A 25460-nucleotide genomic window follows, 5' to 3' on the forward strand; every position below is an offset into this window, starting at 1 on the left:
CCAGCGGTACGGGGTGGTCGTTGAGACTCGCAGCAATCCATAGCGTTCCAGGATCGGTCGCGAATATTCAGTCGAGTCACTGTGGATGAGTCTCTTGCCGAGCGCCAGCGCGGCCCGGGCCCGGGCGGCGGTGAGGGCCCGGTAGATACCCTGACCACGCCATTCTGGTCGCGTCGCCCCGCCCCAGATGCCCGCGAATTCCGAATTCCGAATCCGGCACCGGCTCGAGGCGGCCAGCGCTCACGATCAGTCCTTCGTGTTCGGCTACCCACAGTTCCATGCCGTCGTCGCGCGCCATGCGTTTCAGGATTGCGTCGGCGTTGCCGTCGGAAACGTCAACGCCGAAAACCTCGTCCTGCATCGCGCTCATGGCGCGGATGTCCCGTTCTGCGCTCACCGGCCGCAGGCTGACGCCGGGCGGGAGCTGGACGTCCACCGTCAAGGCGTTTGCCGGTCCGATCATGATCGACTCGGTCTCATCAGGCTCGAATCCGTTGTCGAGCAGTGCCCCGTGGAGTCCGGGCGCATGATCGTGACCACGGGTTTTCCACTCGACCCGCACGATTGCGGGATCGCTGCGGTAAAACGCGAGCGCTTCGGCTACCCACTGCGCGATCGTCAGGGCGTTGGCCCCATCGAGGTTCTGATAGGTCACGAAGCCCCTGCCGCCTGCGAAGGTCACCAGCCGCAGCGGACCCAGCCGTTCCACGCCGCTGGCACCGGGCGTCTCTGCAGCTGTCCGGAGTTGCTGGTCGTACGCCACAAGAAGGTCTTCAGAAAGAGTCATCGGCGTCCACCCTACAGCCACGCCGGACGCCGGATACAGGACATAGGACACCCGGTGCTCAAGTTCCCTCACCGAGGGCAACCCGGCCGGAGCGATGGCTAAGTGTCACCTGCACTCCTGCCGCCGCCCCCAGCGCGGCCACGTGGCGAAGGTCCGCCTCCGCCGCAAGATCCCCCACGCCCCGCTCTGGAGGGCCTCCGCAGCCTCGTCGTACCCGGCCGCAGGCCCCTTCCGCGGCCAGCCCGCGAGGCTTAGACTCGATTGGCTTGAGCAAACAGAGAGAAGTTCGGCATGAGGCTCGTCGTCGATCTCACTAAGTGTCAGGGTTACGCACAATGCGCCTTCCTCGCCCCGGAGGTCTTCACGATCCAGGGGGACGAGGCACTTACCTACGACCCGGACCCTGACGAGGCGCAGCGCACGAGGATCCGGCGGGCAGCCGCGGCCTGCCCCGTCCAGGCCATCCGGCTCGACCAGCTTGAGGAGCCGCACAGGCCGCGGCCTCCCGAAGAAGCCCCGGGAACGGCCGCTGCCGCAAGGGGCAACGGGGGCGCGTTCCTTCGATCTGGCAGGATTGTCATCGTGGGCACGTCACTGACCGGGCTGCGCGCGGCGGAGCGGCTGCGCGAGGAAGGGTTCACGGGCTCGCTGACTCTCATTGGTGAGGAAACGCACGAGCCGTATGACCGGCCGCCGCTGTCGAAACAGGTCCTGGCCGGGTCGGTGCCGTCCGATGACACGTCGCTGCCGCGCCGCCGGGCAATCGACGCCGACTGGCGTCTGGGCGTCGCGGCCACGGGTCTGGATCTCGCCGCCAGGCAGGTGCATCTCGCCGACGGTGGCCGGATCGGATTCGACAAGTTGTTGATCGCCACTGGCGTGCGGGCCCGGTCCTGGCCAAACGCGGCGGAGGCGGCGCTGGCAGGCGTGCTGACCTTGCGGACCCGGGAAGACGCGGCAACGCTTCGGCAGCTCCTGGCCGCGCGCCCTCGCCGGGTCCTGGTCATTGGCGCCGGGTTCATCGGCTGCGAAGTCGCTTCGGTGTGCCGCGAACTAGGCCTGCCGGTCACCGTGGCCGAGGCGGGCCCGGCACCGCTCGGCGCGGCGCTCGGCAGCGTGATCGGTGCAATTGCCGGAGAGCTTCAGATCGAGAACGGCGTGGATCTGCGCTGCGGCGTCAGGGTCGTTGCACTGGAAGGCGATGCCGGCGGACAGCTGCGCCGCGCCCGCCTCTCCGATGGCACAACACTTGACGTGGACATCGCGGTCGCCGCGCTGGGGACCGTTCGTAACGGTGATTGGCTCGCAGGCTCCGGATTGGCGAGCGGCGTGTGGGGTGTCGCGTGCGACGCCGGCTGCCGGGCTTTCGACGTCAACGGGCTGGTCACCGATGACGTCTTCGTCGCCGGCGACGTATCCCGCGCCCCTCAGCCGATGTTCGGCTACCAGTTCCTCGCCGTCGAACACTGGGGCAACGCAATCTCCCAGGCCGAGGTTGCAGCGCACAATATGGTCAGCGGCGAAACCGAACGGTGGCCGCACCTGGCTGTGCCCAAATTCTGGTCCGTCCAGTTCGGCACCGAAATCAAGAGCGTGGGCGTGCCCTCGGTCGCCGATGAGGTCGCCATCGTGCAAGGATCGGTCGGATCTCGGCGGTTCCTGGCCGTTTACGGCTACAAGGGCCGGATCGTGGCTGCAGTGGCGTTCAACCAGAACAAATGGCTTGACTTCTATGAACCGCTGATTGACCAGGCGGCGCCCTTCCCGCCGTCGTTCCACCATATTGACGAGCCCGAGGATGCGCAGCCCGTGCCGGCCGGGTTCCAGCCCGCCGCCAGCCCCACCCAGGATGCGACCGTCGTCGTGACCGGTCACTATCCCAATGAGCGGCGCGCCAGATTGACTGACCGCCGCCTCCCGTAATGCGCCGCACCGGAGACCGGCAGCCACCGGCCCACGACCCAAGGAGCCTTCGCCATGGCCGAGCCCAGCACCTGGGAGCAGATCCTCGACTACACCAACCGGGCTAACCCCTACCCGTTCTACGACGAACTCCGCAAAACCCCCGTGAGACGACTTCCGGACGGCAGCTATCTCGTGAGCACCTACGCGGAGATCGCCGCCCTGTTGCACGATCCACGGGTCAGCTCCGACATAACCCGCAACCCGGCTGCCGCCGCGGCGGGCGCCGCCGTCGGTGAGGACGGGGACGGGGACGGCGCCGGCATGACGCCGACTTTCCTCAGCATGGATCCCCCTGATCACGACAAGTTCCGGCGGATCACCATGCGGCATTTCGGGCCGCCCACGACGCCTGGCAGGGTGGCCGGGATGGAGGCGCGGATGGCGGAAATTGTCACCGATCTGGTCGACAATATGGCGGACCGCGGCCGGATCGACGTCGTCGATGATCTGGCGTATCCCCTGCCCGTCACGGTGATCTGCGAACTTCTCGGTGTGCCCCCGGGAGATGAACAGCGCTTCCGGGTCTGGGTGGACCTGGCCCTGCAATCGACCGATCCCGGACTCGATCCCGAAACCCAGCAAAAGAAGAGGATTGAGGCCGGCACGGAACTGCGCGCGTTCATGCAAGAGCTGGTCGACGCCCACCGGCTGGCCCCGGGGAATGACCTGCTTTCAGCGATGGCCACCGATGATGGCCCGGAGGGCCGCATGCCGGACGAACAACTGGTGAGCACCGGGCTTCTCCTGCTCATCGCCGGACATGAAACCACCGTGAACCTCATCTCCAACGGCGTACTGACGTTGCTCCGCCACCCGGCCGAGCTCCAGAGGCTGCGCGCTGACCCCGGCCTGGCCATCCCGATGGTCGAGGAGCTGCTCCGCTACGAGCCGCCCGTGCATTTCGTCCCGTTCCGCACCGCTCTCGACGACATCGACATCGCCGGCACCACCATCCCGGCCGGCGCCTCCCTCACCCTGGTCCTTGCTGCGGGCAACCGCGACCCCGCCCACGTGGCTGACCCCGGGCTCTTCATCCCTGACCGGGCCAACAACCAGCACCTCGGTTTTGGGGGCGGGGTTCATCTTTGCTTCGGGGCGCCCCTGGCCCGGCTGGAAGCGCAGATCGCGCTCACTGAATTCGCCACCAGGCTGGAGAACCCGCGGCTGGTCTCGGACCCACCGCCGTACCGGCCGAGCCCGTTCCTGCGCGGCCCGTCCCACCTCCCGGTAGACATCGACGGCGTCCTCGCCCCGGGTAAGCCCTTGCCGGCAGTCGCCCGGAAAATGCACTTCAGCGGGTGACGGTTAGAGGTTTCATGGGCAACACACAGGACACCCGTTCCAGTCGTAGGTCGCCAGGGCCCGCCACGCGGTTGTTCCTGCCGGTGTCATCGCACCAGTCAATGTTGTAGGGCACCGCGGTTACGGCGGCATCCCCCACAGCTGTCCGGGCGGGAACGACAAACGTATAGGTGAACCCCCCGGCGTCGTTCATGGCGGTGGTGGTGTTGACGACCTCCACGCCTGTGGCGTCGGTGACGCTCACCTGGATACGGGCGTTCTTGCCGTAGCGGGGATTGCAGTCAGCGTCCGGCGCTGCCACCGTCACGCTCTGCCCCGGTTTGGCTTCCGACGGGGTCAGCGAATAGGCGGGCGGGAAACACGGCGGTTCCCCACCGGTGGAGGACGAGCACCCCGAGACCGAGGCAGCCAGCACCAATGCGCCAACCGTGGCACGGATCGCGGAGCGCCGCCCGCTGTCTTTCAGACAGAGAACCATGCCGTCAGTGTCGCTGGTACAGCAGTCGGCGCCTACTGTTGTGCTGAATTCGTACCCGGATCGTTGCCTGCGCCTGCCCGCCGGCGGTTGACCGCCCCCATCAAGCGCAGGCAGAGCGCCCAGTAGGCTACCCCCGCGGCCAGCGAGCCTGCCACGGCCAAGGCGGGGCTGATCCCGGCCAGCGGCGGATAGACCACCCAGTGGACAAGGTATGCGTAGAGGGAGGCGCTGGCGAGTACCACCATGAGGCGGCGGAGGACCTGCGGCACCGGAATGCTGGGCAGCCAGATGAGCAGCAGGATCCCGGCGAGCAGCGTGGCCTCCCGACCCGGATTCTCGAAGAATCCCGGAACGGTCACTGCTGCAATGACCGAGACCAGGCAACGCTGGGCGACGGTCCGGGACCGTGCGATAGCCCAACCCAGCGCGAAGAGCCAGAGCGCAGGCGCCGTGTGCGGCACTCCCGGGTTGACCAGCTCATACCGGGTCAGGAGCCCCACGCCGGTCAGCGCCAGCGGAAAGAGCAGGGGGAAGCGCCGCTCGGCGCGGTCCGCCCACGGAACGGCAAGCAGAGCCACGGACCCCACAAGCAGGTAAACAAGAACTTCGATGAACCAGAAATGCCACTGGGTGCTCACCCCCTCCGGCCCGAGGACGGCATTGAGCAGCACGATATTGGCGGGTGAGTAGTTGTCGGTGATCAGGTACGCCACCGCGATGAACGCCATGCTCGGCACGATGATTCGTGCCGAGCTGGACAGCTGCCTCCGCAGCCGCGGGATCCGCTTCCCGGAGAGCTGGAAGCGTGCGAAGTTGTAGCCTGCCACCGCCATGAGCACGTGGGCCGCACCCTGCCAGCTAAACAGCCCAACGTGCGTGCTGACGATCAGGACGATCCCGACGGCCCGCAGCACGATGCTCGTTTCCACCGGCGCAAAGAATCTCCTCCGCTTACGGCCCGGTGCAGTGCGCGGCCGGGGCTCCAGATCCCGGACCGGCGTCACGTGCCAGTCCCGCGGGAGATGGCCCAGCGCCTGTTCCAGCCGCACCGACGCGGCCACATAGGACAATGAGTCCCCGCCCAGGGACACGAACGTGTCGCTGTCCGCGATGTCGGCGCACTCCAGCACGTCCTGGAAAATCTTCCGGACGCTGTCCGGAGCATTGTTGTCCGGCGCGCCGGTTTCCGCTGCAGGGGCGGGTGCCGGCCCGGGTTTCGGCCCGGACAGGGCCAGGACGCCCCTGTAGTCGAGCTTGCCCGTTGCCAGGCGCGGGAGATGGTCGACGGCGTGGACCTCTAGGGCGGCTCGCGGCAGCCCCATGCCCTGGGCGAGGACCTTGCCCAGCAGGTGCGCGTCGTGGTCGCCTTCGACGGCGACGACGACGCCGTCGTCCGTCCCGGCGCTGGCCGCCTGCACACCGAGGTCAGCCAGGAGCCGCTCCACCTGCCCCAGGTCAACGCGCAGCCCCACGATCTTGACGAACCGGCTGCGCCGGCCCACCACTTCGTAGACGCCCGCCGGGTGCAGCCTGGCGAGGTCGCCGGTGCGGAGCTCCGCAACGGTCCGGCCCGCGGCGAGATCCGCCGGGCATTCGGCGTAGCCAAGCATGACGTTGGCGCCGCTGTAGACCAGTTCGCCGTGTTCCAGCCCCGGCACGGGGTCGATCCGGAACGAGCCGCCGGGCACCGGGACGCCCACCGCGCCCGGCACCTCGGCCGCCAGTTCAGGAGGCAGGTATGCCATCCGGGCCGTCGCCTCGGTCTGGCCGTACATCACGAAAAATTCCCAGCCGCTGCTGCGGCCAAGTTCGGCGTAGTTCCGCACCGAGTCCGGCCCCAGTCGGCCCCCGGCCTGGGTGACGTAGCGCAGGCCGGGCAGATCCATGTCCGCGAACCCGACCCGTTCCAGCAGTTCAAAGGTGTACGGAACGGCCGCGAAAGACGTCGCCCCGCGGCCTCGGAAGAGGTCCCAGAAGCACGGATCGACCACGGAAAGATCGGTCAGGACCAGTCCGGCGCCGCGGAGCAGGTGGCTGTTGATCACGGACAGCCCGTAGCAGTAGGACATGGGCAGCGTCGTGGCCGCGCGGTCGTCGGGCCCGATGTTCAGGTACTCGGAAATCGACTCGGCGTTGGACTGCAGGTTCGCATGCGAGAGCCGCACGAGCTTGGGCGAGCCGGTGGATCCGGAGGTGCTGAGCAGGAGCGCGAGGTCCGGGTGAAGCTCGTGGCGGGTGCCGGTCCGGCGTTCGTCCAGCAGGAGCTGCCCGTTGCCGGGTTGGACAACGACGTCGGGGTCGTAGGCCGCGACGAGGGATTCCAGGGCGGCCGGCTTGTCCTCCGGCAGGAGGATCAGCGGGTGGCCGCCGGCCAGGGCCGCCAGATAGACCACCAGAGAGTCGAGGTCGTTGGCTGCGGCGAGCGCCACGAGGCGCCGTGTGGTGCCAAGCCGGAGGGCGAAGGCATCGACCCGCTCCGCCAGCTCCCGGTACGTCATTGCCAGGGTGTCGGTAAGGATGGCTGGGCTGTCCCCGTAGCTCGCAAGATCGGCGGCAAAGGGCACCCGCATGAAGTCAAGCTGCGTGGTCACCCGGACGATGTTATTAGATTAGGCTTACCTAATCCAAATTAGGGTACGAAAGGTTTGCGTAATCGCCGCGAATCGGTATCCTCCTTACTTAGGTGTACCTAAGTCGGGATTGCATCGGCAATGTTGCCGGGGAAGCCCACTCGGTCCCGTACCCCTGCCTCCACTCCCCCGCACCGCACCGCACCGCACTGCTCCACCCCACCGATCCAAGGAAACACCATGCCCAGCATCCCCCTGCCCAAAAATGCCCCCCGGTTCCGGAAGACGCTTGCCCTGTTGGCCGCGGCAACCGCAGTTCCGTTGGCCCTGGCCGGCTGTATGGGCAACCCAAAGGACCCGGGCGCCGCCGGACCCATCCAGGTCACGAGCAGTACCGGCGTCGACGCCCATCTTCAGGGCCTGTTGGACACCGGCACCCGGCAATACTCCGCTTTCGTCGTGGATCAGACCGATCAGCTGGTTACCGGCACGAGGTCATTCGCGGCGGCTTACGCCGCCGGGGATGCGACGAAGGCCCGCGGACTCTATGCCGCCACGCGCATGCACTGGGAGCGTATCGAGCCGGTCGCCGAGTCGTTCGGGGACCTGGACCCCAAGCTCGATGCCCGTGAAGCCGACCTCGCACCCGGCCAGGAATGGACCGGCTGGCACCGGGCCGAGAAGGACTTGTTCCCGCCGGCCGGCTACACTCCCCTCGCACCGGCGGAGCGTGCCGCCATCGCCACGCAGCTTGTTGCCGACACCGAGGACCTGGCCCAGCGGACCCGCACCGTGGAACTCTCCGCGGACAAGATCGGCAACGGCGCCAAGGAACTCCTGGACGAGGTGGCCACCGGCAAAGTTACCGGGGAGGAAGAAATCTGGTCCCACACCGATCTCTGGGACTTCCAGGCCAACGTTGACGGAGCCCGGACCGCTTTCGAGAGCCTGTTGCCTGCGCTGCAGCAGAAGGACCCGGCCCTGGCCGAAGCGCTCGAGGCCAAGTTCGCCGCCTTGCAGGCCGGGCTCAAGCAGCATTCCACCGGCGCAGGCTTCGTCTACTACAACGACCTCAGCCAGGCCCAGGTGCAGCAACTCGCCTCCCTGGTTGATGCCCTGGGCGAGCCCCTGGCCAAGCTCGCTTCGGCAATAGCCCCGTGACCGGCTGCCCCTTCGGCGGCAGCCCCCGCCAGACCCCCGACGGCGGCGCCTCCGAATCAGCTAGCGCACCGGAACCAGCCAAGCCACCGGGAGCCGCCGCCATGCCCGCGCCGCCCGCAGCCCCCGGTTCGGGAAAGGGCCGGCTGTCCCGCCGCGGGCTCCTGTCCCTGGCAGGAGCCGGCGGCGCGGGCGCCGTCGCCGGCCTGGCGGTTGGCTTCCTCAGTCACGACGCCGTCGAGGCCGCGGCCGCCCCCGTGGCAGAGCCCGGCGACATCATCGCCTTCCACGGTGACCGGCAGGCCGGCATCGTCACGCCGGCCCAGGACCGCCTTCACATTGCAGCCTTCGACCTCGTCACGGAGGACCGTGCAGAGCTCATCCGGCTTCTGAAAAACTGGACGGCCGCCGCCGTGGCGATGACCGAGGGGCGCAGCACGGGCAGCAGCGGGGCCGTCGATGGCCCCTACGACGCCCCGCCCGAGGACACGGGTGAGGCCCTGGACCTCGGCGCCGGCAGACTCACCCTCACCTTCGGGTTCGGCCCCGGCCTGTTCGAGAAGGACGGCAAGGCCCGCTTCGGACTCGAGGGGCGCCGCCCGGACGCACTGATCGACCTGCCGCACTTCCCAGGCGACGACCTCCAGCCGGGACGCACCGGCGGCGACATCGTGGTGCAGGCCTGCGCCGACGACCCCCAGGTGGCCGTCCACGCGATCCACAACCTTGCCCGCATCGGCTTCGGGCAGTCGCGCGTCCGCTGGTCCCAACTCGGCTTCGGGCGGACGTCCTCCACGTCGAGGTCACAGGCCACCCCGCGGAACCTCTTCGGCTTCAAGGACGGCACCAACAACCTCAAAGCCGAGGACACCGCCCTGCTTGGGGAGCACGTGTGGGCAGGCCAGGGAACGCGCCCGGAAGAGGGCTGGATGGCCGGCGGCACGTACCTCGTGGCGCGCCGGATCCGGATGCACATCGAAATCTGGGACCGCACGTCGCTGCGGGAACAGGAAGCGCTGATCGGGCGCACCAAGGGCGCCGGGGCCCCGCTCTCCGGCGGCGAGGAATTCACCGCCCCCGACTTCGAGCTCCAGGGGCGCGGCGGGGAACCACTGATCCCGCTGGACGCCCACGTCAGGCTCGCGCACTCGAGCCAGAACGACGGCGTCAAGATGCTCCGGCGCGGCTACAACTACACCGACGGCTCGGACGGCCTGGGGCACCTCGACGCCGGACTGTTCTTCATCGCGTTCGTCACGGACCCCAGGACCCACTATGTGCCCATGCAGCTGGCCATGGCGAAGGAGGACGCACTGGCCCTGGAATACCTCAAGCACACCGGCTCGGGCCTGTTCGCGGTTCCGCCGGGCATCCGGGCGGGAGGCTTCATCGGCGAAGGTCTCTTCGCATGATGGCGGCAGTCACCGCTGCGGGCAGCCGCCCGGGAGCCGAAGAGCTCACTGCGTGGCAGACGGGACCGTTCCGGGCGGGAGGACCCGGCTGTGGCGCTTCTCGGCCACAGCCGGATCGAATCTCGTATCTTCCAGGGTCCCTCCGTCGTCGAGCCAACGGCGGTTGGTGTAGAAGCTGATAGCCCGATCGTTGCCTTTCTCAACCCAGAGAAATGCCCGGTCATAGCCGAGTTCGATCAGCTGTTGTTCCGCGGCCGCGAACAGGACGGAACCTACGCCCTGCGCCCAGCAGTCCGGATGCACGTTGATCGCGTGGAGCTGACCGGTTCCCGGGTCCGGGTCGCCGGCAGCAGGGCCGAGGATGGCGAACCCGGCAACCGCATCGGCGCTTTGGACGACGAGGTGAATGGTCCCTTGCCTGGGTTCAAGGATGTTTCGGCGCCAGGCGGATGCCGCGCGGTCGACGTCGAGACCGTCCAGGTACTCATCGGTCATGACGCCGCGGTAAGTGGCCCGCCAGGCCGCGATGTGGATCTCGGCCAGCCGTGCGGCGTCGTGCACGGTTGCTGCCCTGACACTGATGTCCGGAGTGGTCATGGTCCAGAATCTATTAACTGCGGTCACCGGTGCCGGGCGGCGCGCGCGAGGCGGCGGGCAAGGTAGCAGATGACGAGGACGCTGGCTGCGGCGAGGAGCCACGTGCCCGCGGATCCAAGGGCCGGGCCGCTCGTGCAGGTGCTGGCGGCGCCGGATTCCGCCGTGTAGTCGATGCACTCGCCTGTCCGAAAGCCGAGAAGCAAGGCGTCGACGGCGATCACTAACAGGATGGCACACACCCAGGGCCACATCGGACGCCGGCCGGGCCGGGGCGTTTCCTCCACGACCCCTCCTCCGCATCTCCGTAAATGAGCTAGCCCGTGGAACTCTTGGCAGACATCACAGCACGAATCGACTCCTGCGGCGAGACCCGATTCCTTGGAATTTCGAGGAGTTCCAGTGCCCGGCCCGAAACACCCGGAATTAGTTGGAGAATCGGAAAGAAGTGTGGGTCGGTGATGTGTCCGTCAAACAGGACTGGCGTACCGCCGGCGCTCACCAGAACTTCTGCCATGCATGCGGCGACGTCGAGACGCGCCAAGCGGTTGGCCTGGTCCAGGGATTCGCATATTGCCTCCACTTCCGGATCCCGGTCAGTACCGAAGACAAAGCACGCCGCAGCAATCCGGTCATTCCTGACGACGAATACGCTTCGGGACCGATCCAGTTCTTTCTGGATCATGGGGCGGAATTCAGCGAGGAGTGTCGCGCGCGACCCAGTAGGTGACCATGGCGCGTGCACGATTTCATACATTTCCGTCCATGCTTCATTCAGTTGATCCAGAGCTATTCGATCTCCTGTGAGGATGCCGCCACAGCGGTTTTCGTTTGCCCATCGGAGCACTTCAATGCTCGCGGTATCGATCTGCTCGGGCGGACACATTTGATAGCGCACAGCTCCCAGCGATCTGTAAAACTCGTGCGCAACCGTGCCCGGATGGGCTTTGACGGACAGTGGCATCCAACGACGCCTTTGAATGGATTTCACCAGTGCCGAACCGATACCCTGCCGCCGGTATTGCTCACGCACGAAAACGTTGACCGTGTCCCGAGTTGGATGGACGCGGTTGGTGGCTGAGACAGCGATCCCCACTGGCTCTGCACCGAACTTTGCCACCAGCGATGATCCCCCGGGGCGCCATTCATCGGCTCTGGCCCATGGCGCGTCGGCTGCGAAGTGATCGGTATCAGCGGCTGTCGCCGGATTGATCACCAGATTTTTTGCTTGTCCGGTCAGCATCCTGGCAGTCTATTCGTTTCAAAGCTGCGGCTTCCGGACGGCATCTTCGAACAAGGAAACAGGTGCTATCCCACCCAGCGACCGGTTGGAAACAGGAACAGAGGCTTTCGGCCGATTCCTTTGGCGCGGTAGCCTGCACTCACCCCCTGTATGCCTCTCCCCCGATCGCGATGAGGTCAAATCCCTCCTCGGGCCAGAAGAGTCCAGCAGAACCGTTTTCTTGGAAGGCCACGCCATGTCAGATTCTGAACTTTCCATTCTCCGTGAGCGGGCTGCCCGCGGTGACAACGACGCCATCGGCGAGCTCATCGAGCTGGCCGCGGAGCGGGAAGATTTCGAGGAGCTGCGGCAACTTGCCGACGGCGGCAGCCGCGACGCTGAGGATCAGCTGGTTGAACTCGCCGCTGAGAAGGAAGATCTGGACGAGCTTCGGCGTCTGGCATCCGCCGGCAATACGGACGCGGCCGAAGTTCTGGCCGAGCTCACTGAGTAAGCACTCCCGTATTTCGGCCGGGTCACCGCAGCTGAAATTGACTATGTCAATAGTCGCTGCAGCATCTATGCTGCGCTGAGCCGCAAACGCGGCATCAACTCTGGGGGTTTGAAATTGGACCTTGGTCTGCTTATTGCGGCTCTTTACTGGGCCTTTCCGGTGGCGGCGGTATTTGTCCTGGCGCGAACCGTATTCCGGCTGAACACGTACCTGAAGCTGCGGATCGCACAGCTTCGCGCGGAGGCCACGGCCGCTGAAGCGGCAGAGCCACGACCCCATTTCCGTCCACAGGATTGATCGAATGTCGGCGATGATTCAAAGGAAGGGGCGGCCTGTGACGTTCGAGAGGCTGGTGGTGCGCGCAGCGAGGCCGGAAGACGCGGCGGAGGTGCGCCGGTTGTCCATCGCCTTCACTCCAGCCGCACAGGAGGTTCCGCCCGAGGTCTTCCATAGCCGTTTCGCCCGGTTCCTTGCCGACGCCTCATGGTGCCTCCCTGTGGCTCCGGCACGCACCAGGCTGCTCGGCTACGGCCTCGCTCAGGATTTCGGGCCGGGCCTGCGGGCTGACTTCACGACGGGCCGGGTCCATGACGTCTTTGTAGACCCCGACACGCGTCTGGCCGGCACCGGCCGGGCCCTTATGAACTTCATCTTCGATTGGTCACGGGCCAGGCCACAGCCAATGATCCTGGACTGGCAGGCAAGTCCCTCCGCCATCGGCTTTTACGGGGCACTCGGCTTCACCCCCGATCGTGTGGGCGACTTTCCCGAGTATCCGGGCTTCACCCTTGACCACCGATCCGGACACGGCGTGCGCTACATTGCTCTCAACCCGGCGACGGCCCGGGCGATGGAGGGGGACCATTGAAAGCGTCAAAAGAGAACGTGCACCTGCCGCGGCCGGACTGCCCAGCGTCCACTCAGCGGTCCGCGCGGCGAGCCCGGACGCACCGTTCGGCGTCGGGCCGGCCCGTTGCCGCAACCGTATGGGCCGGTGCTGCCGGCACACTGTACTGGCTGGCGGCCAGCGGAGAACCCAGTGCCGCGATGGACGCCGCACCCTGGCTGGTTCTGGTGTCCTGGTTCGTCTATGCAGTCCAGTGGCGCCCGTGCCTCCGCGTTGAGAGCGGCGGGTTTGTGTTGATCAACGGACTGCGCGACCACCGGATACCGTTCGATACGGTTGAGGACGTCGAGGTCCGCTATGCCGTCACCGTCAGGGCCGCGGGCAAGAAGTACGTCAGCTGGGGCGCTCCGACCCCGCCGGGCTCGTTCGACTCCGGCTTTCAGCATGTCAGCGATCTGAAGAGCCGGCCACACAGCATGCTCCCCGGCAATGAGCGCATCCGGCAGCCGGAGGTAGTCACCGGCCGTGACAGGATCGCCCAGGCGTGGCACGACGCCCGCGCCGCTGGACTCCACTCCTCCGGCGGAACAGTGACCACGACGTGGAACCGCCCGGTTCTCGCCACGGGCGGCGCGGCGCTCCTCTGGGTGATCGCTGCGGTCCTGATCCAGCGGGGGTGAAGCGCACGCCGGGCAAGGCCTCGGGAGTTCAGACCGAGCGGTACCGAAGCGAGCCGGGAATCTCTCCCCGGGATCCGAGGCCTTCCCCGTAGGCGAACTGTGCCCACAGCGCCCGCATCGCCCGGCCATGGGCGTTGATCTCGTCCCACGTCGCCCCCGCCAGGAGTCCGGCACCTTCCCACGTGCGCTGGTGGCCGAAGAGCAGGGGCAGGTCGACCGTGTGCGCGGCGCCATAGAGATTTCCCGGTGCGCGCCAGGACAGGACGTAGCTGTGGGCCCGGCCGCCCGCACGTACATGCCGCCTGGCAAACTGTCTGGCCGCTTTGCCGTACACCAATTCCGTGACCACCCAGGTGACTGCCTTGAGCACCGCGCTGCCGACCACGGGAATCCTCGCCACCCGGCCCAGGCGCGGGCTGCGCGGCAGAAACAGCCGGGCTTCCTCCGCTGTGTAGCCGATCAGGATGTCGATCGCCGGGGCAGCGGCATTCCAGGCCCGGTCAAGCCCGGATTCCTCGGGCAGGGGTGAGTGCCCGTACTGGATCCCGAACGGCATGGCAGCCATCAGACCGAACTTCCTCGCCGCCCGCGCCACGTCCTCTTCAATAGCTACGACGTCCATCGCCGGAGTCGCGGCGGTAACCGCCTCCGCCGCCACCCCCATGGCGGCGGTCGTCCTTTCCCGCCCCCGGGTAATGCCCAGCGGCGCACTTTGAATGATGGCGCGCTGGAAGAGCGACGCCGCGTCAGGGGTCGCCATGAGGTGCGCGACGGCGTCGCCCCCTGCGGATTGCCCGAACGCGGTGACGCGGCCCGGATCGCCGCCGAAGGACGCGATGTTGCGCTGCACCCACCGGAACGCCTCGATCTGGTCGAGCAGGCCCAGGTTGGCGGGACGGCCGGTGCTGGTGGACAAATATCCGAAGAGGCCCAGCCGGTAGGTCACCGAAACGACGATCACCCGGGTTTCGGCAACCAGCGCTGCGGGGTCGAAGATCGCCAGATCCCCGGAACCGGACGTGTAGGACCCGCCGTGCAGCCACACCATTACCGGCAACCGTTCACCGTCGTGGAGATCGGCAGGCAGGGTGATGGTCAGGCGCTGGCAATCCTCGCTGCCCGGAAGTTCGCCGTAGCGGGTGCCGAGCACGTCATCCAGGAAGGGCACCGGCGCCTGCGGGCACGCCGGAGACAGGGATGTCGCCTCGAGCGTCTCGGCCCAGTCGGGTGCCGGCGCGGGCGGCTGAAAGCGTTCCGCGGTGGCGTAGGGAATGCCGGCGGCACGCACGACGGCGCCGTCGCGCCATCCGGTGATCGGGCCACACGGCGGATCGAAGGAAAGGTTCACGTCTATTCCGGTCTAGCTGTTCTTCAGGAGGGCAACGTCGGAGACAAGATCAATGTGCTCCAGCATCGCCGCCGCGGCGGCCGCCGAGTCCCGGGACCGGATCGCGTCGGCGATCTTGCGGTGGGAGGCGAGCGACTGCTCCGGCCGGCCGGGCTGTGCGAGCGATTCGAGGCGCGTTTCCAGGACCATGCCGGCAATGAAGGTCATGAGCTGGGCGAGGACTGCCGAGTGGGCCGCGGCGGTGACGGCCTGGTGGAACAGCTCGTCGCCGCGTGCGCCGCGGTCTCCCGAGGCGACCTCTGCCGCCATGGCTTCGAGGGCGTGATCGATCGCGTCCATGTCCTGCTCCGTGCGGCGGGCCGCGGCCAGTTCGGCCAGCTTGACCTCCAGCGTGCTCCGCGCCTCAACGATCTCGGGCAGACGGCTCCGGTGTTCGCGGAGGCCTTTGATCACGGAGGGAACGTTCGGCCGGTAGACCAGCACCGCTCCGGTGCCGTGCTGGACGTCGATCACGCCAAGCACCTCGAGGGCCACCAGGGCCTGCGCCAGGGTGGCACGGGAAACCCCCAACCGCTCGGCAAGTTCCCGCTCGGCCGGCAACGTGTCCCCGGGGCCCAGCTCGGCGGACTCGATGAAGTCCATGATCTGCTCCACCAGCTGCTCGTAAAGCCGGGGCCGCGAAACGCGGGAAATCTGATGCGTTGCCGCCTGCTTTGCCATGCGCGTCCTTCCAGCCTGTCCTGACCCCTAAGACTACCGGAGAACTATTGACAAAGACACCTAGTGTCTAGGAGGCTAGGCCACTAAGCCAGTCACGAACCACTTCGATCCGGAGGAACAACGATGTCCGCTCCCGTCCTGTCCATCATCATCCTGGCGGTGATGTTCCTTCTGGCCACGGTGCTGCCGCTCAACATGGGTGCCTTGGCCTTCGTCGGCGCCTTCCTGCTGGGCTCCGTGGTGCTGGGGATGTCCACCAACGAGATCCTTGCCAACTTCCCCGGCGGCCTGTTCCTGACCATCGTCGGGGTTACCTACCTGTTCGCCATCGCGCAAAACAACGGCACCATCGACCTGCTGGTCCGGGGCGCCGTTCGGCTGGTCGGCAGCAAGGTTGCCCTGATCCCGTGGGTCATGTTCGCCATCACCGCGGTGATTACCGCCGTCGGCGCCCTCTCCCCGGCCGCCGTGGCCATCATCGCGCCGATCGCCCTCAGCTTCGCCGCCAAACACAAAATCAATCCGCTCATGATGGGCATGATGGTGATCCACGGCGCGCAGGCCGGCGGCTTCTCCCCCATCGCCGTTTATGGCGTCACCGTCAACAGCATCATTGCCAGGACAGAGCTGGACGCCAACCCGATGGCGATTTTCCTGGCGAGTTTCCTCTTCAACCTGGCCATCGCGCTGGTGCTGTTTGTCGTCCTCGGCGGCGGCAAACTGCTGTCCACCCCGGGCGGGCGGCTGGTGGAACAGGCCGCAGAAAAGCGCCTGTCCGTCAGCGTGGGTGCCCGCGCGGCCGGCGTCACGCTGCAGGGGTCCGGATCCGACATCTCCGCCGCCGGCGTCTCGGCCAAGGGCACCTCAGGCTCCGGCACATCCTCGGCTGCCGGTCCCGCCCCGGCCGTCGCACCTCCGGCCGGCGGCGCCCGTGCATCCATGGCCCAGCTCATCACCATCCTTGGCCTGATCGCCCTGGCCGTCATCTCGCTCGGATTCAAGGTGGACGTCGGCTTTGTTTCAATCACCATCGCGATCGTCCTCGCCCTCGTGTCTCCCGCCGCGCAGAAGGGCGCCGTCAACAAGATCAGCTGGTCCACGGTCCTGCTCATCTGCGGCATGCTCACGTTCGTGGGCGTCCTCGAAGAAGCCGGCACCATCGCATTCGTGTCCGGCGGAGTGGCGGATCTCGGCATGCCCCTGCTCGCCGCCCTGCTGATCTGCTACATCGGTGCCATCGTCTCGGCCTTCGCCTCCTCCACTGCCATCCTCGCGGCCCTCATTCCACTGGCGGTGCCGTTCCTGGCCACCGGCGAGGTCGGCGCCGTCGGCGTGATCGCCGCCCTGGCCGTGGCCTCCACGATCGTGGATGTGTCCCCGTTCTCCACCAACGGCGCCCTGGTCCTGGCCAACGCGCCCGAGGACGTGGACAAGGACAGGTTCTACAAGCAGATCCTGGCCTACAGCGGCATCGTCGTCGCCGTCGGACCGGCCGTCGCCTGGCTGGTCATGGTAGTCCCGGGCTGGATGTGACCGCTGGATGCAGCCGACAAATCAACCAACCGCGCAAGCCCACCGCGCGCCCGCCACGACCGACCAAAGAAGGAACACGTCCATGAGCACCGAACCCATGCCCGACGCCGAAGGCCCCCTCACCGGCTATCTCGTAGTGGACCTGAGCCGCGCGCTCGCCGGCCCGCATGCCGGGATGATGCTGGCTGACCTCGGCGCGCGGGTGATCAAGGTGGAGAACCCCGGTACCGGCGACGACACCCGCGGCTGGGGGCCGCCGTTCGTGGGCCCCGAGGATGATCCGCAGGCCACGTATTTCCTCTCCTGCAACCGCAACAAGGAATCCATTGCCCTGGACTTGAAGAGCGACGACGGGCGGGCAGTGCTGCGTGAGCTGCTGGAACGCGCCGACGTGGTCATCGAGAACTTCCGTCCCGGCGTCCTGGACCGGCTCGGATTCTCCGCCGCGCAGATGCACGCCCTGAATCCGGCGCTGGTGGTCCTCTCCATCACAGGATTCGGGCACGACGGGCCCGAATCCCAGCGCAGCGGCTACGACCAGATCCTCCAGGGCGAGGCCGGGCTGATGTCCCTGACCGGATCCGGGCCGGACGATCCGCAGCGGGTCGGGGTTCCCATCGCCGACCTCCTCTCCGGCATGTACGGGGCGTTCGGCACCCTCGCGGCGCTGCTCCAGCGTGAGCGGACCGGCCAGGGCCAGATCGTCCGCACCTCATTGCTCGCGGCCCTGATCGGGGTCCATGCCTTCCAGGGCACCCGGGCCACGGTTGCGGGCGAAGTGCCGAAGGCGCAGGGCAACCAGCACCCGTCCATTGCCCCCTACGGACTGTTCCACTGCCGGCAGGGCAGGGTGCAGATCAGCGTGGGAAGCGAAAAGCTCTGGAAAACGTTCGCCTCGACGTTCGGGATCGACGCCGCGCGGCCGGAGTTCGCCACCAATGCGGACCGCGTGCGCAACCGCGAGAAAGTCATCGAAGAAGTGGAGCGGGTGTTCTCCGATTTCGAGGCCGAGCCGCTGCTCACCAAACTCAACGACGCCGGCATCCCGGCCGGCAAGGTCAGAACCCTGGACGAAGTCTACGAATGGGAACAGGTCCACTCGCAGCGTCTGGTGGTCGACGTCGAGCACAAAATCCTCGGCACCGTGAGCCTGCCCGGCCCGCCGCTGCGGTTCTTCAGCGCCGCCGGCACCACCGAAACCACGTTGACGTCCCACACCGCGCCGCCGCTGCTGGACCAGGACGGGGAGCAGATCCGGCGGTGGCTGGGGCTGACACCCGGCACCCCAGCGGGCGCGGCCACAGTCACCGGCCAGGAAGGCCCCCGGGCATGCTGACCGGGCAGAAGGTCCGGCACCTGGACGCCACCGAACTCATCACCGCGGTCCTCGATCCCGGGTCCTACCGCAGCTGGGACGCGCCCGTGCTGGACCCCGATCCCGGCCCCGAGTACCGGCAGGAACTGGCCGCCGCCCGGGCCAGGACCGGCGTGGACGAATCCGTCCTTACCGGCGAAGGCCTGATCCGCGGCCGCCGGGTGGCCGTGATCGTCAGCGAGTTCCGGTTCCTCGCCGGCTCCATCGGCCAGGCCGCCGCGGAACGGATCGTCACCGCCGTCGAACGGGCCACCCGCGAGGGCCTGCCCCTCCTGGCCGGTCCGGCGTCGGGCGGGACCCGCATGCAGGAAGGGACCGTCGCGTTCCTCTCCATGGTCAAGATCAGCGCCGCCGTCCGCACCCACCGCAAGGCCGGTCTGCCCTATCTGGTCTACCTGCGTCATCCCACCACGGGAGGCGTCATGGCCTCATGGGGGTCCCTCGGCCATATCACCGCCGCCGAGCCCGGCGCCCTGCTCGGCTTCCTCGGACCCCGGGTTTACGAGGCCCTCCACGCCACCCCATTCCCGGAGAACGTCCAGACGGCGGAGAACCTTTTCGACAAGGGGCTGATTGATGCGGTGGTCCCGCCCTGGCAGCTGTCTGACGTCGTCGACCGCGCCTTGGGCATCCTGGTCACCGGCCCCCGCCCGCCGGTCGCCGCGCCCGCAACACTGTCCGTGAAGCCGTCCGGCGCCGGCGCCTGGGAGTCGATCGGTATTTCCCGCGACCCCCGCCGGCCGGATGTCCGGCAGCTGCTGGCGCACGGGGCCCGGGACGTGCTTCCGCTCTACGGCACCGGCCAGGGCGAAAAGGACCCCGGCCTCCAGCTGGCCCTGGCCCGTTTCGGCCGGGAATCCTGCGTCGTGATCGGCCACACCCGGCCCCGGGCCACGCGGCCGACAGGCATGGGACAGACGGCATTGGGACAGACGGCGATGGGGCCGGCGTCCCTCCGGGAGGCCCGGCGCGGCATGCGCCTAGCCGAGGAGCTCGGGCTGCCGCTGGTCACCGTCATCGACACCGCCGGCGCCGCCCTGTCCCAGGAAGCCGAGGAAGGCGGCCTGGCCGGCGAGATCGCCCGCTCTCTGCACGACCTCATTGGGATTAACGCACCCACGGTGTCCGTGCTGCTCGGGCAGGGGGCCGGCGGCGGGGCACTGGCCCTCCTGCCCGCGGACCGCACCATCGCCGCGCAGCACGCGTGGCTGTCGCCGTTGCCGCCGGAAGGCGCGAGCGCGATCGTCCATCGGAGCACCGGCTTCGCCGCGGCCATGTCCGAGGCCCAGGGCGTCAACGTCTCGTCGCTGCACGCCAACGGACTCGTGGAACACATCGTGGACGAACGCCCCAACGCCGCCGACGAGGCCCTGGCCTTCTGCAGTCGCCTCGGCCGCGCCATTGAATACGAACTCGCCGCGCTCTCCAAGGCAGGAGTCGACGAACTGCTCCCCCGGCGCCTGGCGAAGTACCGCAACCTGGGCAGCGTCCTTGCGCCGGCCGAGGGACGCCGTCCGGCGGGGTCACCGCTAGATGAGGCTCAGAGCAGGCTCGAGAACTCCGCGTGGCTGAGCGGGGCGTAGCGTCCGTAGGCGGCGATCACCGCGGCCTCGACCGCATCGACGTCCAGGCCCGGCACCAGGTCATCGGCCGCGCCCGCCGTCGCGGGGTCCCATTCGAGGCCGAGGGCGGCGTAGCTGGCCTCCAGGACCGCGCGGATCGGGGCGGAGTCCGCCACCACGATCACGGAGCTGAAGAGCCAGCCGCCGGCGACCACCCGCTGGGCGGTGCCGACCAGCTTGATCCGGTGCTCGGGGACCTCCGGGTCGCTGCCGTGCACGCTGAACTCCCCGGGGCAGTACTCCCCCGGGATCTCACCGACGCCGGCATCCACCCCGGCGTCGCGCAGTGCCCCGGCGAGCAGTTCGCCGAAACGCGAAAACCTCCCCTTGGCCCCGGCAATCGCGTCCGCATCGGGTTCCAGGTGGTCGATGACGAGGGTTCGCTCGTGGTACGCCGCCGCGCGGCCTCCGGCCTTGCGGACCAGCGGCTCGAAGCCCAGCTGCCGGCAGGCGTTGGCAGCGGCCTCGAAGCCTGGCAGGTGCGTGTCGCGCTGGCCGAAGGCGACCGTGGGAACCGGCCGGTACAGCCGCAAGGTGGGACCCAGCGAGCCGGTTTTGACCTTCTGGAGGAGCCCGAGCGCGAAGTCGAGGTCGGCCGCGGCGCCAAGTGATTCCTGCTGCCGCACCACCGTCAGTGTCCGGGACCCGGCTGGCGCCTGCGGCATGTTGTTATGCTCCCTTATGGTCATTCTGCAATTCCTCGTCGTAGCCGCCGCATTCGCCATCATCGACGCCATCTGGCTCAAGACGATGAACCCGTTCTACCGCCGCCAGATCGGTGACCTGATGGCCGACAAGCCCAATCTAGGTTACGCGGTGGTGTTCTACGTGATCTACATTGCCGGGATCGTGTTCTTTGCCCTGACGCCAGCGCTCGACGGCGGCAGCTGGCTCAGCGCTGTGGGCTACGGTGCCGCGCTGGGCGTGTTTGGCTACGCCACCTACGATCTGACAAATGCCGCCACGCTCAAGACGTGGCCGTGGCAGCTGATCGTCGTGGACATCCTTTGGGGTGCCGTGTTGACGGCGCTGGCCACGTTGGCCGGCTGGCTCGTCTTCCACTAGAACTAGGACCTGCGCAGCGTCAGGATCTGTTCCGCGCGTCCGAACGGGCCTGTGAGGTCATGCAGCACCGTGGAGGTGAGCCCGATCCCGTCCGTACCGAACGTGACTTCGTTGTCCAGCCCCAGCCACTCCCCCTCCGGCTGCCGGTACATGTGGATCTGCAGGTCCAGGTTGGGGAAGGCGTAGCTGCCCTTGCCCGGCGGGACCCGGGCGGCGATGCCGTTCGCCGTGTCCACGAGGCCGACCAGCCGGGCGAGGTCGCCGCTGTCCGCCCGGTCTGTCAGCGGGTAGTCGGTGCGGAGCCAGACGGTTCCCGAGCCCGCCCGGTGGCCCTCGGCGATCCGCATGTGCAGTGAGGCGATGTAGCCGCCGGGCCAGACGGCCGCGGCGTCGTACGGCTCGCAGTCCTCCGGCGCCGGAATCCTGGGATCCTCGAAGGCCGCGATGGCGGACGTGTCAGAGGTGATCATCCGCCAGGCCGTGGCGCGAATGGCCGTGCGCCCGCCGGAAACGAGCTCGGCCTGCACCAGTTCGATGGTCCGTCCCGGGCGCAGGGTGGAGGTCACGATCTCGAACTCACCGCCGGGGATCAGCCCGAGGATTTCGTAGCTGAGCCGCGCCATGCGCATGTCTTCGCGGGGCTCATGCCGGGCCAGGCGGTCGGCCATGATGCCGGACGCGGGGGCCATGTGCTGCTCGTGTTCGTTCCAGGCGCCTTGGGCGTGGATGGTGGAGCGGAACCGCCCGTCCCCCAGGACCTCGTAGTAGGAATCGCCCTCGGCAAGTTCCGGTAGTGCAGCAGTCAACGTCCGCCCTTTCGCATGGCTGGTGATTCCAGAACACACTATCCTGCTGCGCTTTCAGTGTTCCCGGCCGCTGTGTTTCCGGCTCCGATCCGGCGCGGACCCCGGACGCGCGTTGCGCTTGTTCCCAACCGATCCGCTCGGACTGGGTAGACTCGGGTGAGGTTTTAACGACTATTCACCGAAGAGGTGCTCCCCCTGCTTAGAGTCATCAGCTACAACCTCCGCAAGCACGCGGCCAGCGGCGAGCTGGTCGATCTGGCACGTGATTTCGAGATTGATGCTTTGTGCCTCCAGGAGTGCGATACGGACGATCTGCCGGAGACCATCGGGGATCTGCACTTGGCCGATTCCACCAAGGGCAACCGGCTGGGCCTGGCGATCTATTACCGCATGAGCCGTTTCACGGCCTACGAGACCAAGACCTTCGCCCTTAAGAAGTCCATGCACGACCGTGTCCTCTCCCCCGCGCACGAGCGGCTCATCGGTACGCGTGTGACCGACAACGAGACCGACCACGAACTCGTCATCGCGTCCTTCCACGCGGCACCGCTGACGGCATCGAACTCACTGCGCCGGAACCAGATCCATGCCGCCCACGCCGAGCTGCTCAGCATGGGCGGTGGGCTGATGTCCCTGATGGTGGGCGACTTCAACTATCCGTTCTTCACCAAGTCCCTGACAGCGCAGATGAAGGACGCCGGCTACGACCTCACGATGAGTGACCGACGCACCTACACCCGGTACAAGGTCTTCAAGGGCCATTTCGATTTTGCCACTTCCCAGGGGCTGGAGATCGAAAGCGTGGAAACCCTGGCCCGAGGCGCGTCGGACCACCTTCCCATCCTGATCACGGCCGAATACGGCCAGGAGGCGCCCCCCAACGGTTCAGGACCCGCGGAGCCTTAGCGGCCGGTCCGGGGGTACAAACACCCGGTGAACACCCGGTGAAACGGGCATCGAAAGCAGGCTTCTCGTAATCTGCCTGTGATCTACTGCTGGGCGTGAACTTCTCAAGACGCACCTTCCTGACCGCCGCCGGAACGGCCGCAGCCACAGCGCTCGCCGCCGGCAACAGCTGGCGGGCAGCGGAAGCCGCCACTGCCGCCCTGCCCCCGGCCGCCGCATCCGGCATTGACCACATCATCGTGTTGATGATGGAAAACCGTTCCTTCGACCACTTCCTGGGCTGGCTGCCCGGTTCAGACGGCCAGCAGGCCGGCCTGAGCTACACGGACCGCTATGGGACTCCGCACACCACGCACCACCTGACGGACTTCCAGGGCTGCGGCCACCCGGACCCGGACCACTCGTACGAGGGCGGCCGGATCCAGTACAACGGCGGCAAGAACAACGGTTGGCTCCTGGCCGGGGAAAACGACGGGTTCGCCGTCGGCTATTACGACGCCGCCGACCTCGATTTCTGGCGGCAGGCCGGCCCGGACTGGACGGTCTGCGACCGGTACTTTGCCGCCACGATGGCCGAAACCTACCCGAACAGGTTCTACCAGCACGCGGCGGCCACCGACCGGCTGCACAACTCCACCGTGACATCCACGCTCCCGACCATCTGGGACCGGCTGGCCGCCGCCGGGGTGGACGGAAAGTACTACTACGGCGATATCCCGTTCACCGCGCTCTGGGGCACGAAGTACCTCGGGATCTCGCACCACTACTCCGAATTCCTCTCTGACGCCGGCGCCGGCAGCCTGCCCGCGGTGTCCTTCGTGGATCCGCGGTTCACCGACGAGGGATCGGGAACATCCGGCGATGACCACCCGCACGCGGACATCCGCTCCGGGGAGACATTTCTCGCCGAGGTCTACAACGCCGTCACCACCGGCCCGGGGTGGGCCAAGACGCTGCTGGTGATCAACTATGACGAGTGGGGCGGCTTTTACGACCACGTCGCCCCCGGTACGGCCCCGGACATGAGCGCCGCGACGGCGCTGAGGGGTTTCCGGGTGCCGTCCGTGGTCATCTCCCCGCCCGCCCGACGCCGGTACGTCGCCCACGACATCTACGATCACACGTCCGTACTGAAGGCCATCGAATGGCGGTGGAACCTGCCTCCGCTGACGCCCCGGGACAGCGCGGCCCGCAACATCGCCGAAGTCCTGGACTTCGGCGCACCGGCAAACCTGACCGCTCCCACCTACCTGGTCCCGCCCTTCGTGGCCGGCCCGGCCTGCACCCCCGTGGGGCCGCCGCCGGCCGAGGAATGGTCCGGACTCAAACAGAAAGCACTCGCCGACGGATGGAAACTCCCGTGAACCCCACCACCACAGAAACCACGACGGCGGCCCCCGGGCCCCTCCGGCGGGGCCGCAGGCCAGCTCTGCGGGCCTCCGCCGCGGCCATCGTCCTGCTGGCGGCGGCGGCGATCGGCTGCGGACCGGCCCAGCCGGCTGCCACAGCCAGCGCTCCGACAGCCACCTCGGGCCAGGGCTACCTGCCCGGCGCCAAACATGTCTTCATCATCAACCTGGAAAACAAGGGTTACGACGGGACGTGGGGCCCGGCGTCGGCCGCCCCATACCTGTCCCAGACGCTCAGGGGCCAGGGGGTGCTGCTGAACCAGTACTTCGGCACGGCCCACAATTCTCAGCCGAATTACGTCGCCCAGATTTCCGGCCAAGGCCCCAACCCCCAAATGCAGGCCGACTGCCAGACCTACTCACCGTTTGTCGGAAGTGGCACGGCCAGTCCCGGCCAGGCGGTCGGAGACGGCTGTGTCTTCCCGGCCAGCGTGCCCACGGTGGCCGGCCAACTGACGGCCGCAGGCAAGACGTGGAAGGGCTACATGGAAGACATGGGAACGCCCTGCCGGCATCCTGCCCTCGGCGCGGTGGACGACACTCAGAAGGCCAAGGTCGGGGACCAGTACGCGGCGCGTCACAACCCTTTCGTCTACTTCGCCGGGATCACCGGCTCCCCGGACTGCGCCAAGAACGACGTCGACCTCAGCGCCCTGAAGACAGACCTCGCGTCAACCGCCACGACCCCCAATCTGTCCATGATTACGCCGAACCTCTGCCACGACGGCCACGACGCCCCGTGCGTGGACGGACAGCCGGGTGGCCTGGCCAGCGCCGACGAGTGGCTCAAGCAGTGGGTGCCGGCCATCACCTCGTCCCCGGCGTTCAAACAGGACGGCGTCCTGGTGGTCACCTTCGACGAGTCCGACGGGCCGCAGTCGGATGCCGCCGCCTGCTGCGGCGAAACCGCCGGACCCAACTCACCCGAGCCGGGCATCACCGGCCCCGGCGGCGGCCGCGTCGGCGCACTGGTGATCTCACCCTTCGTCAAGGGCGGCACCTGGTCCACCACTCCCTATAACCATTACAGCCTGCTCGCCAGCATCGAAGACACCTTCGGCCTGCCATACCTGGGCTACGCGGGAGCCTCTGGACTGAACCGCTTCGGACTCGACGTCTACAACGCAGGCGTCCAGCGGTGACGCGC

At 67.5% G+C, this 25460-nt stretch carries 24 protein-coding genes; 14 read left to right on the forward strand and 10 right to left on the reverse strand.

Going from position 1 to position 25460, the window contains the following annotated elements; translation table 11 throughout:
- Nucleotides 1-76: 76 nt before the first annotated feature.
- On the reverse strand, nucleotides 77-787 hold the full coding sequence (locus AC1DGD_RS11185; protein WP_476856820.1) for a GNAT family N-acetyltransferase: 711 nt from the start codon (nucleotides 785-787) through the stop codon (nucleotides 77-79).
- A 291-nt stretch (nucleotides 788-1078) separates the two neighbouring features.
- On the opposite strand from AC1DGD_RS11185, the gene AC1DGD_RS11190 reads away from it, so the two are divergent.
- The gene (locus AC1DGD_RS11190) at nucleotides 1079-2710 is read left to right on the forward strand and encodes an FAD-dependent oxidoreductase (protein WP_476856821.1); all 1632 of its coding nucleotides are present in this window, start codon (nucleotides 1079-1081) and stop codon (nucleotides 2708-2710) included.
- Between the two features lie 54 nt (nucleotides 2711-2764).
- Nucleotides 2765-4054 carry a cytochrome P450 gene (locus tag AC1DGD_RS11195; protein ID WP_476856822.1) on the forward strand — a complete coding sequence of 430 codons (1290 nt, stop codon included), beginning with the start codon at nucleotides 2765-2767 and terminating at the stop codon, nucleotides 4052-4054.
- Here the strand turns inward: AC1DGD_RS11195 and AC1DGD_RS11200 are convergent.
- Both AC1DGD_RS11200 and AC1DGD_RS11205 read right to left on the reverse strand, forming a co-directional pair.
- Complete coding sequence (locus tag AC1DGD_RS11200; protein WP_476856823.1) at nucleotides 4044-4532, reverse strand: hypothetical protein; 489 nt, start codon at nucleotides 4530-4532, stop codon at nucleotides 4044-4046. The two genes, AC1DGD_RS11195 and AC1DGD_RS11200, sit on opposite strands and share 11 nt — an antisense overlap.
- 32 nt (nucleotides 4533-4564) lie before the next feature.
- Nucleotides 4565-7123 (reverse strand): AMP-binding protein, encoded by a 2559-nt coding sequence (locus tag AC1DGD_RS11205; protein WP_476856824.1) that lies wholly within the window; start codon nucleotides 7121-7123, stop codon nucleotides 4565-4567.
- A gap of 219 nt (nucleotides 7124-7342) precedes the next feature.
- Between AC1DGD_RS11205 and efeO the strand changes: the two genes are divergently transcribed.
- On the forward strand, nucleotides 7343-8263 hold the full coding sequence (efeO, locus tag AC1DGD_RS11210) for an iron uptake system protein EfeO (protein ID WP_476850017.1): 921 nt from the start codon (nucleotides 7343-7345) through the stop codon (nucleotides 8261-8263).
- Nucleotides 8260-9672, forward strand: a complete 1413-nt coding sequence (gene efeB, locus AC1DGD_RS11215) for an iron uptake transporter deferrochelatase/peroxidase subunit (protein WP_476856825.1) — start codon at nucleotides 8260-8262, stop codon at nucleotides 9670-9672. The genes efeO and efeB overlap by 4 nt, the downstream gene beginning before the upstream one ends.
- A gap of 45 nt (nucleotides 9673-9717) precedes the next feature.
- On the opposite strand, the gene AC1DGD_RS11220 is transcribed toward efeB, so the two are convergent.
- Genes AC1DGD_RS11220 through AC1DGD_RS11230 form a run of 3 tightly spaced genes read right to left on the reverse strand, consistent with a single transcriptional unit; the run spans nucleotide 9718 to nucleotide 11509 of the window.
- Nucleotides 9718-10269, reverse strand: a complete 552-nt coding sequence (locus tag AC1DGD_RS11220) for an N-acetyltransferase family protein (protein ID WP_476850019.1) — start codon at nucleotides 10267-10269, stop codon at nucleotides 9718-9720.
- 23 nt (nucleotides 10270-10292) lie between these two features.
- On the reverse strand, nucleotides 10293-10553 hold the full coding sequence (locus AC1DGD_RS11225; RefSeq protein ID WP_476856826.1) for a hypothetical protein: 261 nt from the start codon (nucleotides 10551-10553) through the stop codon (nucleotides 10293-10295).
- A gap of 29 nt (nucleotides 10554-10582) precedes the next feature.
- Complete coding sequence (locus AC1DGD_RS11230) at nucleotides 10583-11509, reverse strand: GNAT family N-acetyltransferase (protein WP_476856827.1); 927 nt, start codon at nucleotides 11507-11509, stop codon at nucleotides 10583-10585.
- 235 nt (nucleotides 11510-11744) lie between these two features.
- On the opposite strand from AC1DGD_RS11230, the gene AC1DGD_RS11235 reads away from it, so the two are divergent.
- From AC1DGD_RS11235 to AC1DGD_RS11245, 3 genes are all read left to right on the forward strand, one after another.
- Nucleotides 11745-12002 carry a DUF1387 domain-containing protein gene (locus tag AC1DGD_RS11235; RefSeq protein WP_230008836.1) on the forward strand — a complete coding sequence of 86 codons (258 nt, stop codon included), beginning with the start codon at nucleotides 11745-11747 and terminating at the stop codon, nucleotides 12000-12002.
- 301 nt (nucleotides 12003-12303) lie between these two features.
- Complete coding sequence (locus tag AC1DGD_RS11240) at nucleotides 12304-12870, forward strand: N-acetyltransferase family protein (protein WP_476856828.1); 567 nt, start codon at nucleotides 12304-12306, stop codon at nucleotides 12868-12870.
- 179 nt (nucleotides 12871-13049) lie between these two features.
- A complete protein-coding gene (locus AC1DGD_RS11245) occupies nucleotides 13050-13529 on the forward strand; it encodes a hypothetical protein (RefSeq protein WP_476856829.1) in 480 nt (159 codons plus the stop codon).
- 28 nt (nucleotides 13530-13557) lie between these two features.
- Here the strand turns inward: AC1DGD_RS11245 and AC1DGD_RS11250 are convergent, their stop codons facing one another.
- A complete protein-coding gene (locus AC1DGD_RS11250) occupies nucleotides 13558-14877 on the reverse strand; it encodes a carboxylesterase family protein (protein ID WP_476856830.1) in 1320 nt (439 codons plus the stop codon).
- A gap of 12 nt (nucleotides 14878-14889) precedes the next feature.
- Nucleotides 14890-15597, reverse strand: a complete 708-nt coding sequence (locus AC1DGD_RS11255; protein WP_476856831.1) for a FadR/GntR family transcriptional regulator — start codon at nucleotides 15595-15597, stop codon at nucleotides 14890-14892.
- A gap of 123 nt (nucleotides 15598-15720) precedes the next feature.
- Between AC1DGD_RS11255 and AC1DGD_RS11260 the strand changes: the two genes are divergently transcribed.
- From AC1DGD_RS11260 to AC1DGD_RS11270, 3 genes are all read left to right on the forward strand, one after another.
- A complete protein-coding gene (locus tag AC1DGD_RS11260) occupies nucleotides 15721-17130 on the forward strand; it encodes an SLC13 family permease (RefSeq protein WP_476856832.1) in 1410 nt (469 codons plus the stop codon).
- Between the two features lie 82 nt (nucleotides 17131-17212).
- Complete coding sequence (locus AC1DGD_RS11265; protein WP_476856833.1) at nucleotides 17213-18466, forward strand: CaiB/BaiF CoA transferase family protein; 1254 nt, start codon at nucleotides 17213-17215, stop codon at nucleotides 18464-18466.
- A complete protein-coding gene (locus AC1DGD_RS11270) occupies nucleotides 18460-20088 on the forward strand; it encodes a carboxyl transferase domain-containing protein (RefSeq protein WP_476856834.1) in 1629 nt (542 codons plus the stop codon). Before AC1DGD_RS11265 ends, AC1DGD_RS11270 begins: the two co-directional genes overlap by 7 nt.
- Here AC1DGD_RS11270 and AC1DGD_RS11275 read toward each other — a convergent pair.
- Nucleotides 20046-20792 (reverse strand): lipoate--protein ligase family protein, encoded by a 747-nt coding sequence (locus AC1DGD_RS11275; RefSeq protein WP_476856835.1) that lies wholly within the window; start codon nucleotides 20790-20792, stop codon nucleotides 20046-20048. The genes AC1DGD_RS11270 and AC1DGD_RS11275 overlap by 43 nt on opposite strands.
- A 16-nt stretch (nucleotides 20793-20808) precedes the next feature.
- On the opposite strand from AC1DGD_RS11275, the gene AC1DGD_RS11280 reads away from it, so the two are divergent.
- Nucleotides 20809-21192, forward strand: coding sequence for a DUF2177 family protein (locus tag AC1DGD_RS11280; RefSeq protein ID WP_230010036.1), 384 nt, complete (start codon nucleotides 20809-20811; stop codon nucleotides 21190-21192).
- A 2-nt stretch (nucleotides 21193-21194) separates the two neighbouring features.
- Here AC1DGD_RS11280 and AC1DGD_RS11285 read toward each other — a convergent pair whose 3' ends face one another.
- Entirely contained in the window at nucleotides 21195-21998 is an 804-nt protein-coding gene (locus AC1DGD_RS11285) for a thioesterase family protein (RefSeq protein ID WP_476856836.1), read from the reverse strand.
- Nucleotides 21999-22193: 195 nt separating this feature from the next.
- On the opposite strand from AC1DGD_RS11285, the gene AC1DGD_RS11290 reads away from it, so the two are divergent.
- The 3 genes from AC1DGD_RS11290 to AC1DGD_RS11300 all read left to right on the forward strand — a co-directional run bounded on the left by AC1DGD_RS11290 (nucleotide 22194) and on the right by AC1DGD_RS11300 (nucleotide 25455).
- Nucleotides 22194-22904 carry an endonuclease/exonuclease/phosphatase family protein gene (locus AC1DGD_RS11290; RefSeq protein ID WP_476850153.1) on the forward strand — a complete coding sequence of 237 codons (711 nt, stop codon included), beginning with the start codon at nucleotides 22194-22196 and terminating at the stop codon, nucleotides 22902-22904.
- Nucleotides 22905-22999: 95 nt separating this feature from the next.
- A complete protein-coding gene (locus AC1DGD_RS11295; RefSeq protein ID WP_476856837.1) occupies nucleotides 23000-24268 on the forward strand; it encodes an alkaline phosphatase family protein in 1269 nt (422 codons plus the stop codon).
- Nucleotides 24265-25455 (forward strand): alkaline phosphatase family protein, encoded by a 1191-nt coding sequence (locus AC1DGD_RS11300; protein ID WP_476856838.1) that lies wholly within the window; start codon nucleotides 24265-24267, stop codon nucleotides 25453-25455. Before AC1DGD_RS11295 ends, AC1DGD_RS11300 begins: the two co-directional genes overlap by 4 nt.
- The last annotated feature ends 5 nt before the right edge of the window (nucleotides 25456-25460 follow it).

The sequence above is a fragment of the Arthrobacter sp. 05T45 genome, from assembly GCF_056395875.1.

Coding starts and splice junctions, on each gene's coding strand:
- AC1DGD_RS11185 (WP_476856820.1), bottom strand. CDS start 787: ATGACTCTTTCTGAAGACCTTCTTGTGGCGTACGACCAGCAACTCCGG.
- AC1DGD_RS11190 (WP_476856821.1), top strand. CDS start 1,079: ATGAGGCTCGTCGTCGATCTCACTAAGTGTCAGGGTTACGCACAATGC.
- AC1DGD_RS11195 (WP_476856822.1), top strand. CDS start 2,765: ATGGCCGAGCCCAGCACCTGGGAGCAGATCCTCGACTACACCAACCGG.
- AC1DGD_RS11200 (WP_476856823.1), bottom strand. CDS start 4,532: ATGGTTCTCTGTCTGAAAGACAGCGGGCGGCGCTCCGCGATCCGTGCC.
- efeO (WP_476850017.1), top strand. CDS start 7,343: ATGCCCAGCATCCCCCTGCCCAAAAATGCCCCCCGGTTCCGGAAGACG.
- AC1DGD_RS11220 (WP_476850019.1), bottom strand. CDS start 10,269: ATGACCACTCCGGACATCAGTGTCAGGGCAGCAACCGTGCACGACGCC.
- AC1DGD_RS11230 (WP_476856827.1), bottom strand. CDS start 11,509: ATGCTGACCGGACAAGCAAAAAATCTGGTGATCAATCCGGCGACAGCC.
- AC1DGD_RS11235 (WP_230008836.1), top strand. CDS start 11,745: ATGTCAGATTCTGAACTTTCCATTCTCCGTGAGCGGGCTGCCCGCGGT.
- AC1DGD_RS11240 (WP_476856828.1), top strand. CDS start 12,304: ATGTCGGCGATGATTCAAAGGAAGGGGCGGCCTGTGACGTTCGAGAGG.
- AC1DGD_RS11245 (WP_476856829.1), top strand. CDS start 13,050: ATGGACGCCGCACCCTGGCTGGTTCTGGTGTCCTGGTTCGTCTATGCA.
- AC1DGD_RS11255 (WP_476856831.1), bottom strand. CDS start 15,597: ATGGCAAAGCAGGCGGCAACGCATCAGATTTCCCGCGTTTCGCGGCCC.
- AC1DGD_RS11260 (WP_476856832.1), top strand. CDS start 15,721: ATGTCCGCTCCCGTCCTGTCCATCATCATCCTGGCGGTGATGTTCCTT.
- AC1DGD_RS11265 (WP_476856833.1), top strand. CDS start 17,213: ATGAGCACCGAACCCATGCCCGACGCCGAAGGCCCCCTCACCGGCTAT.
- AC1DGD_RS11270 (WP_476856834.1), top strand. CDS start 18,460: ATGCTGACCGGGCAGAAGGTCCGGCACCTGGACGCCACCGAACTCATC.
- AC1DGD_RS11275 (WP_476856835.1), bottom strand. CDS start 20,792: ATGCCGCAGGCGCCAGCCGGGTCCCGGACACTGACGGTGGTGCGGCAG.
- AC1DGD_RS11280 (WP_230010036.1), top strand. CDS start 20,809: ATGGTCATTCTGCAATTCCTCGTCGTAGCCGCCGCATTCGCCATCATC.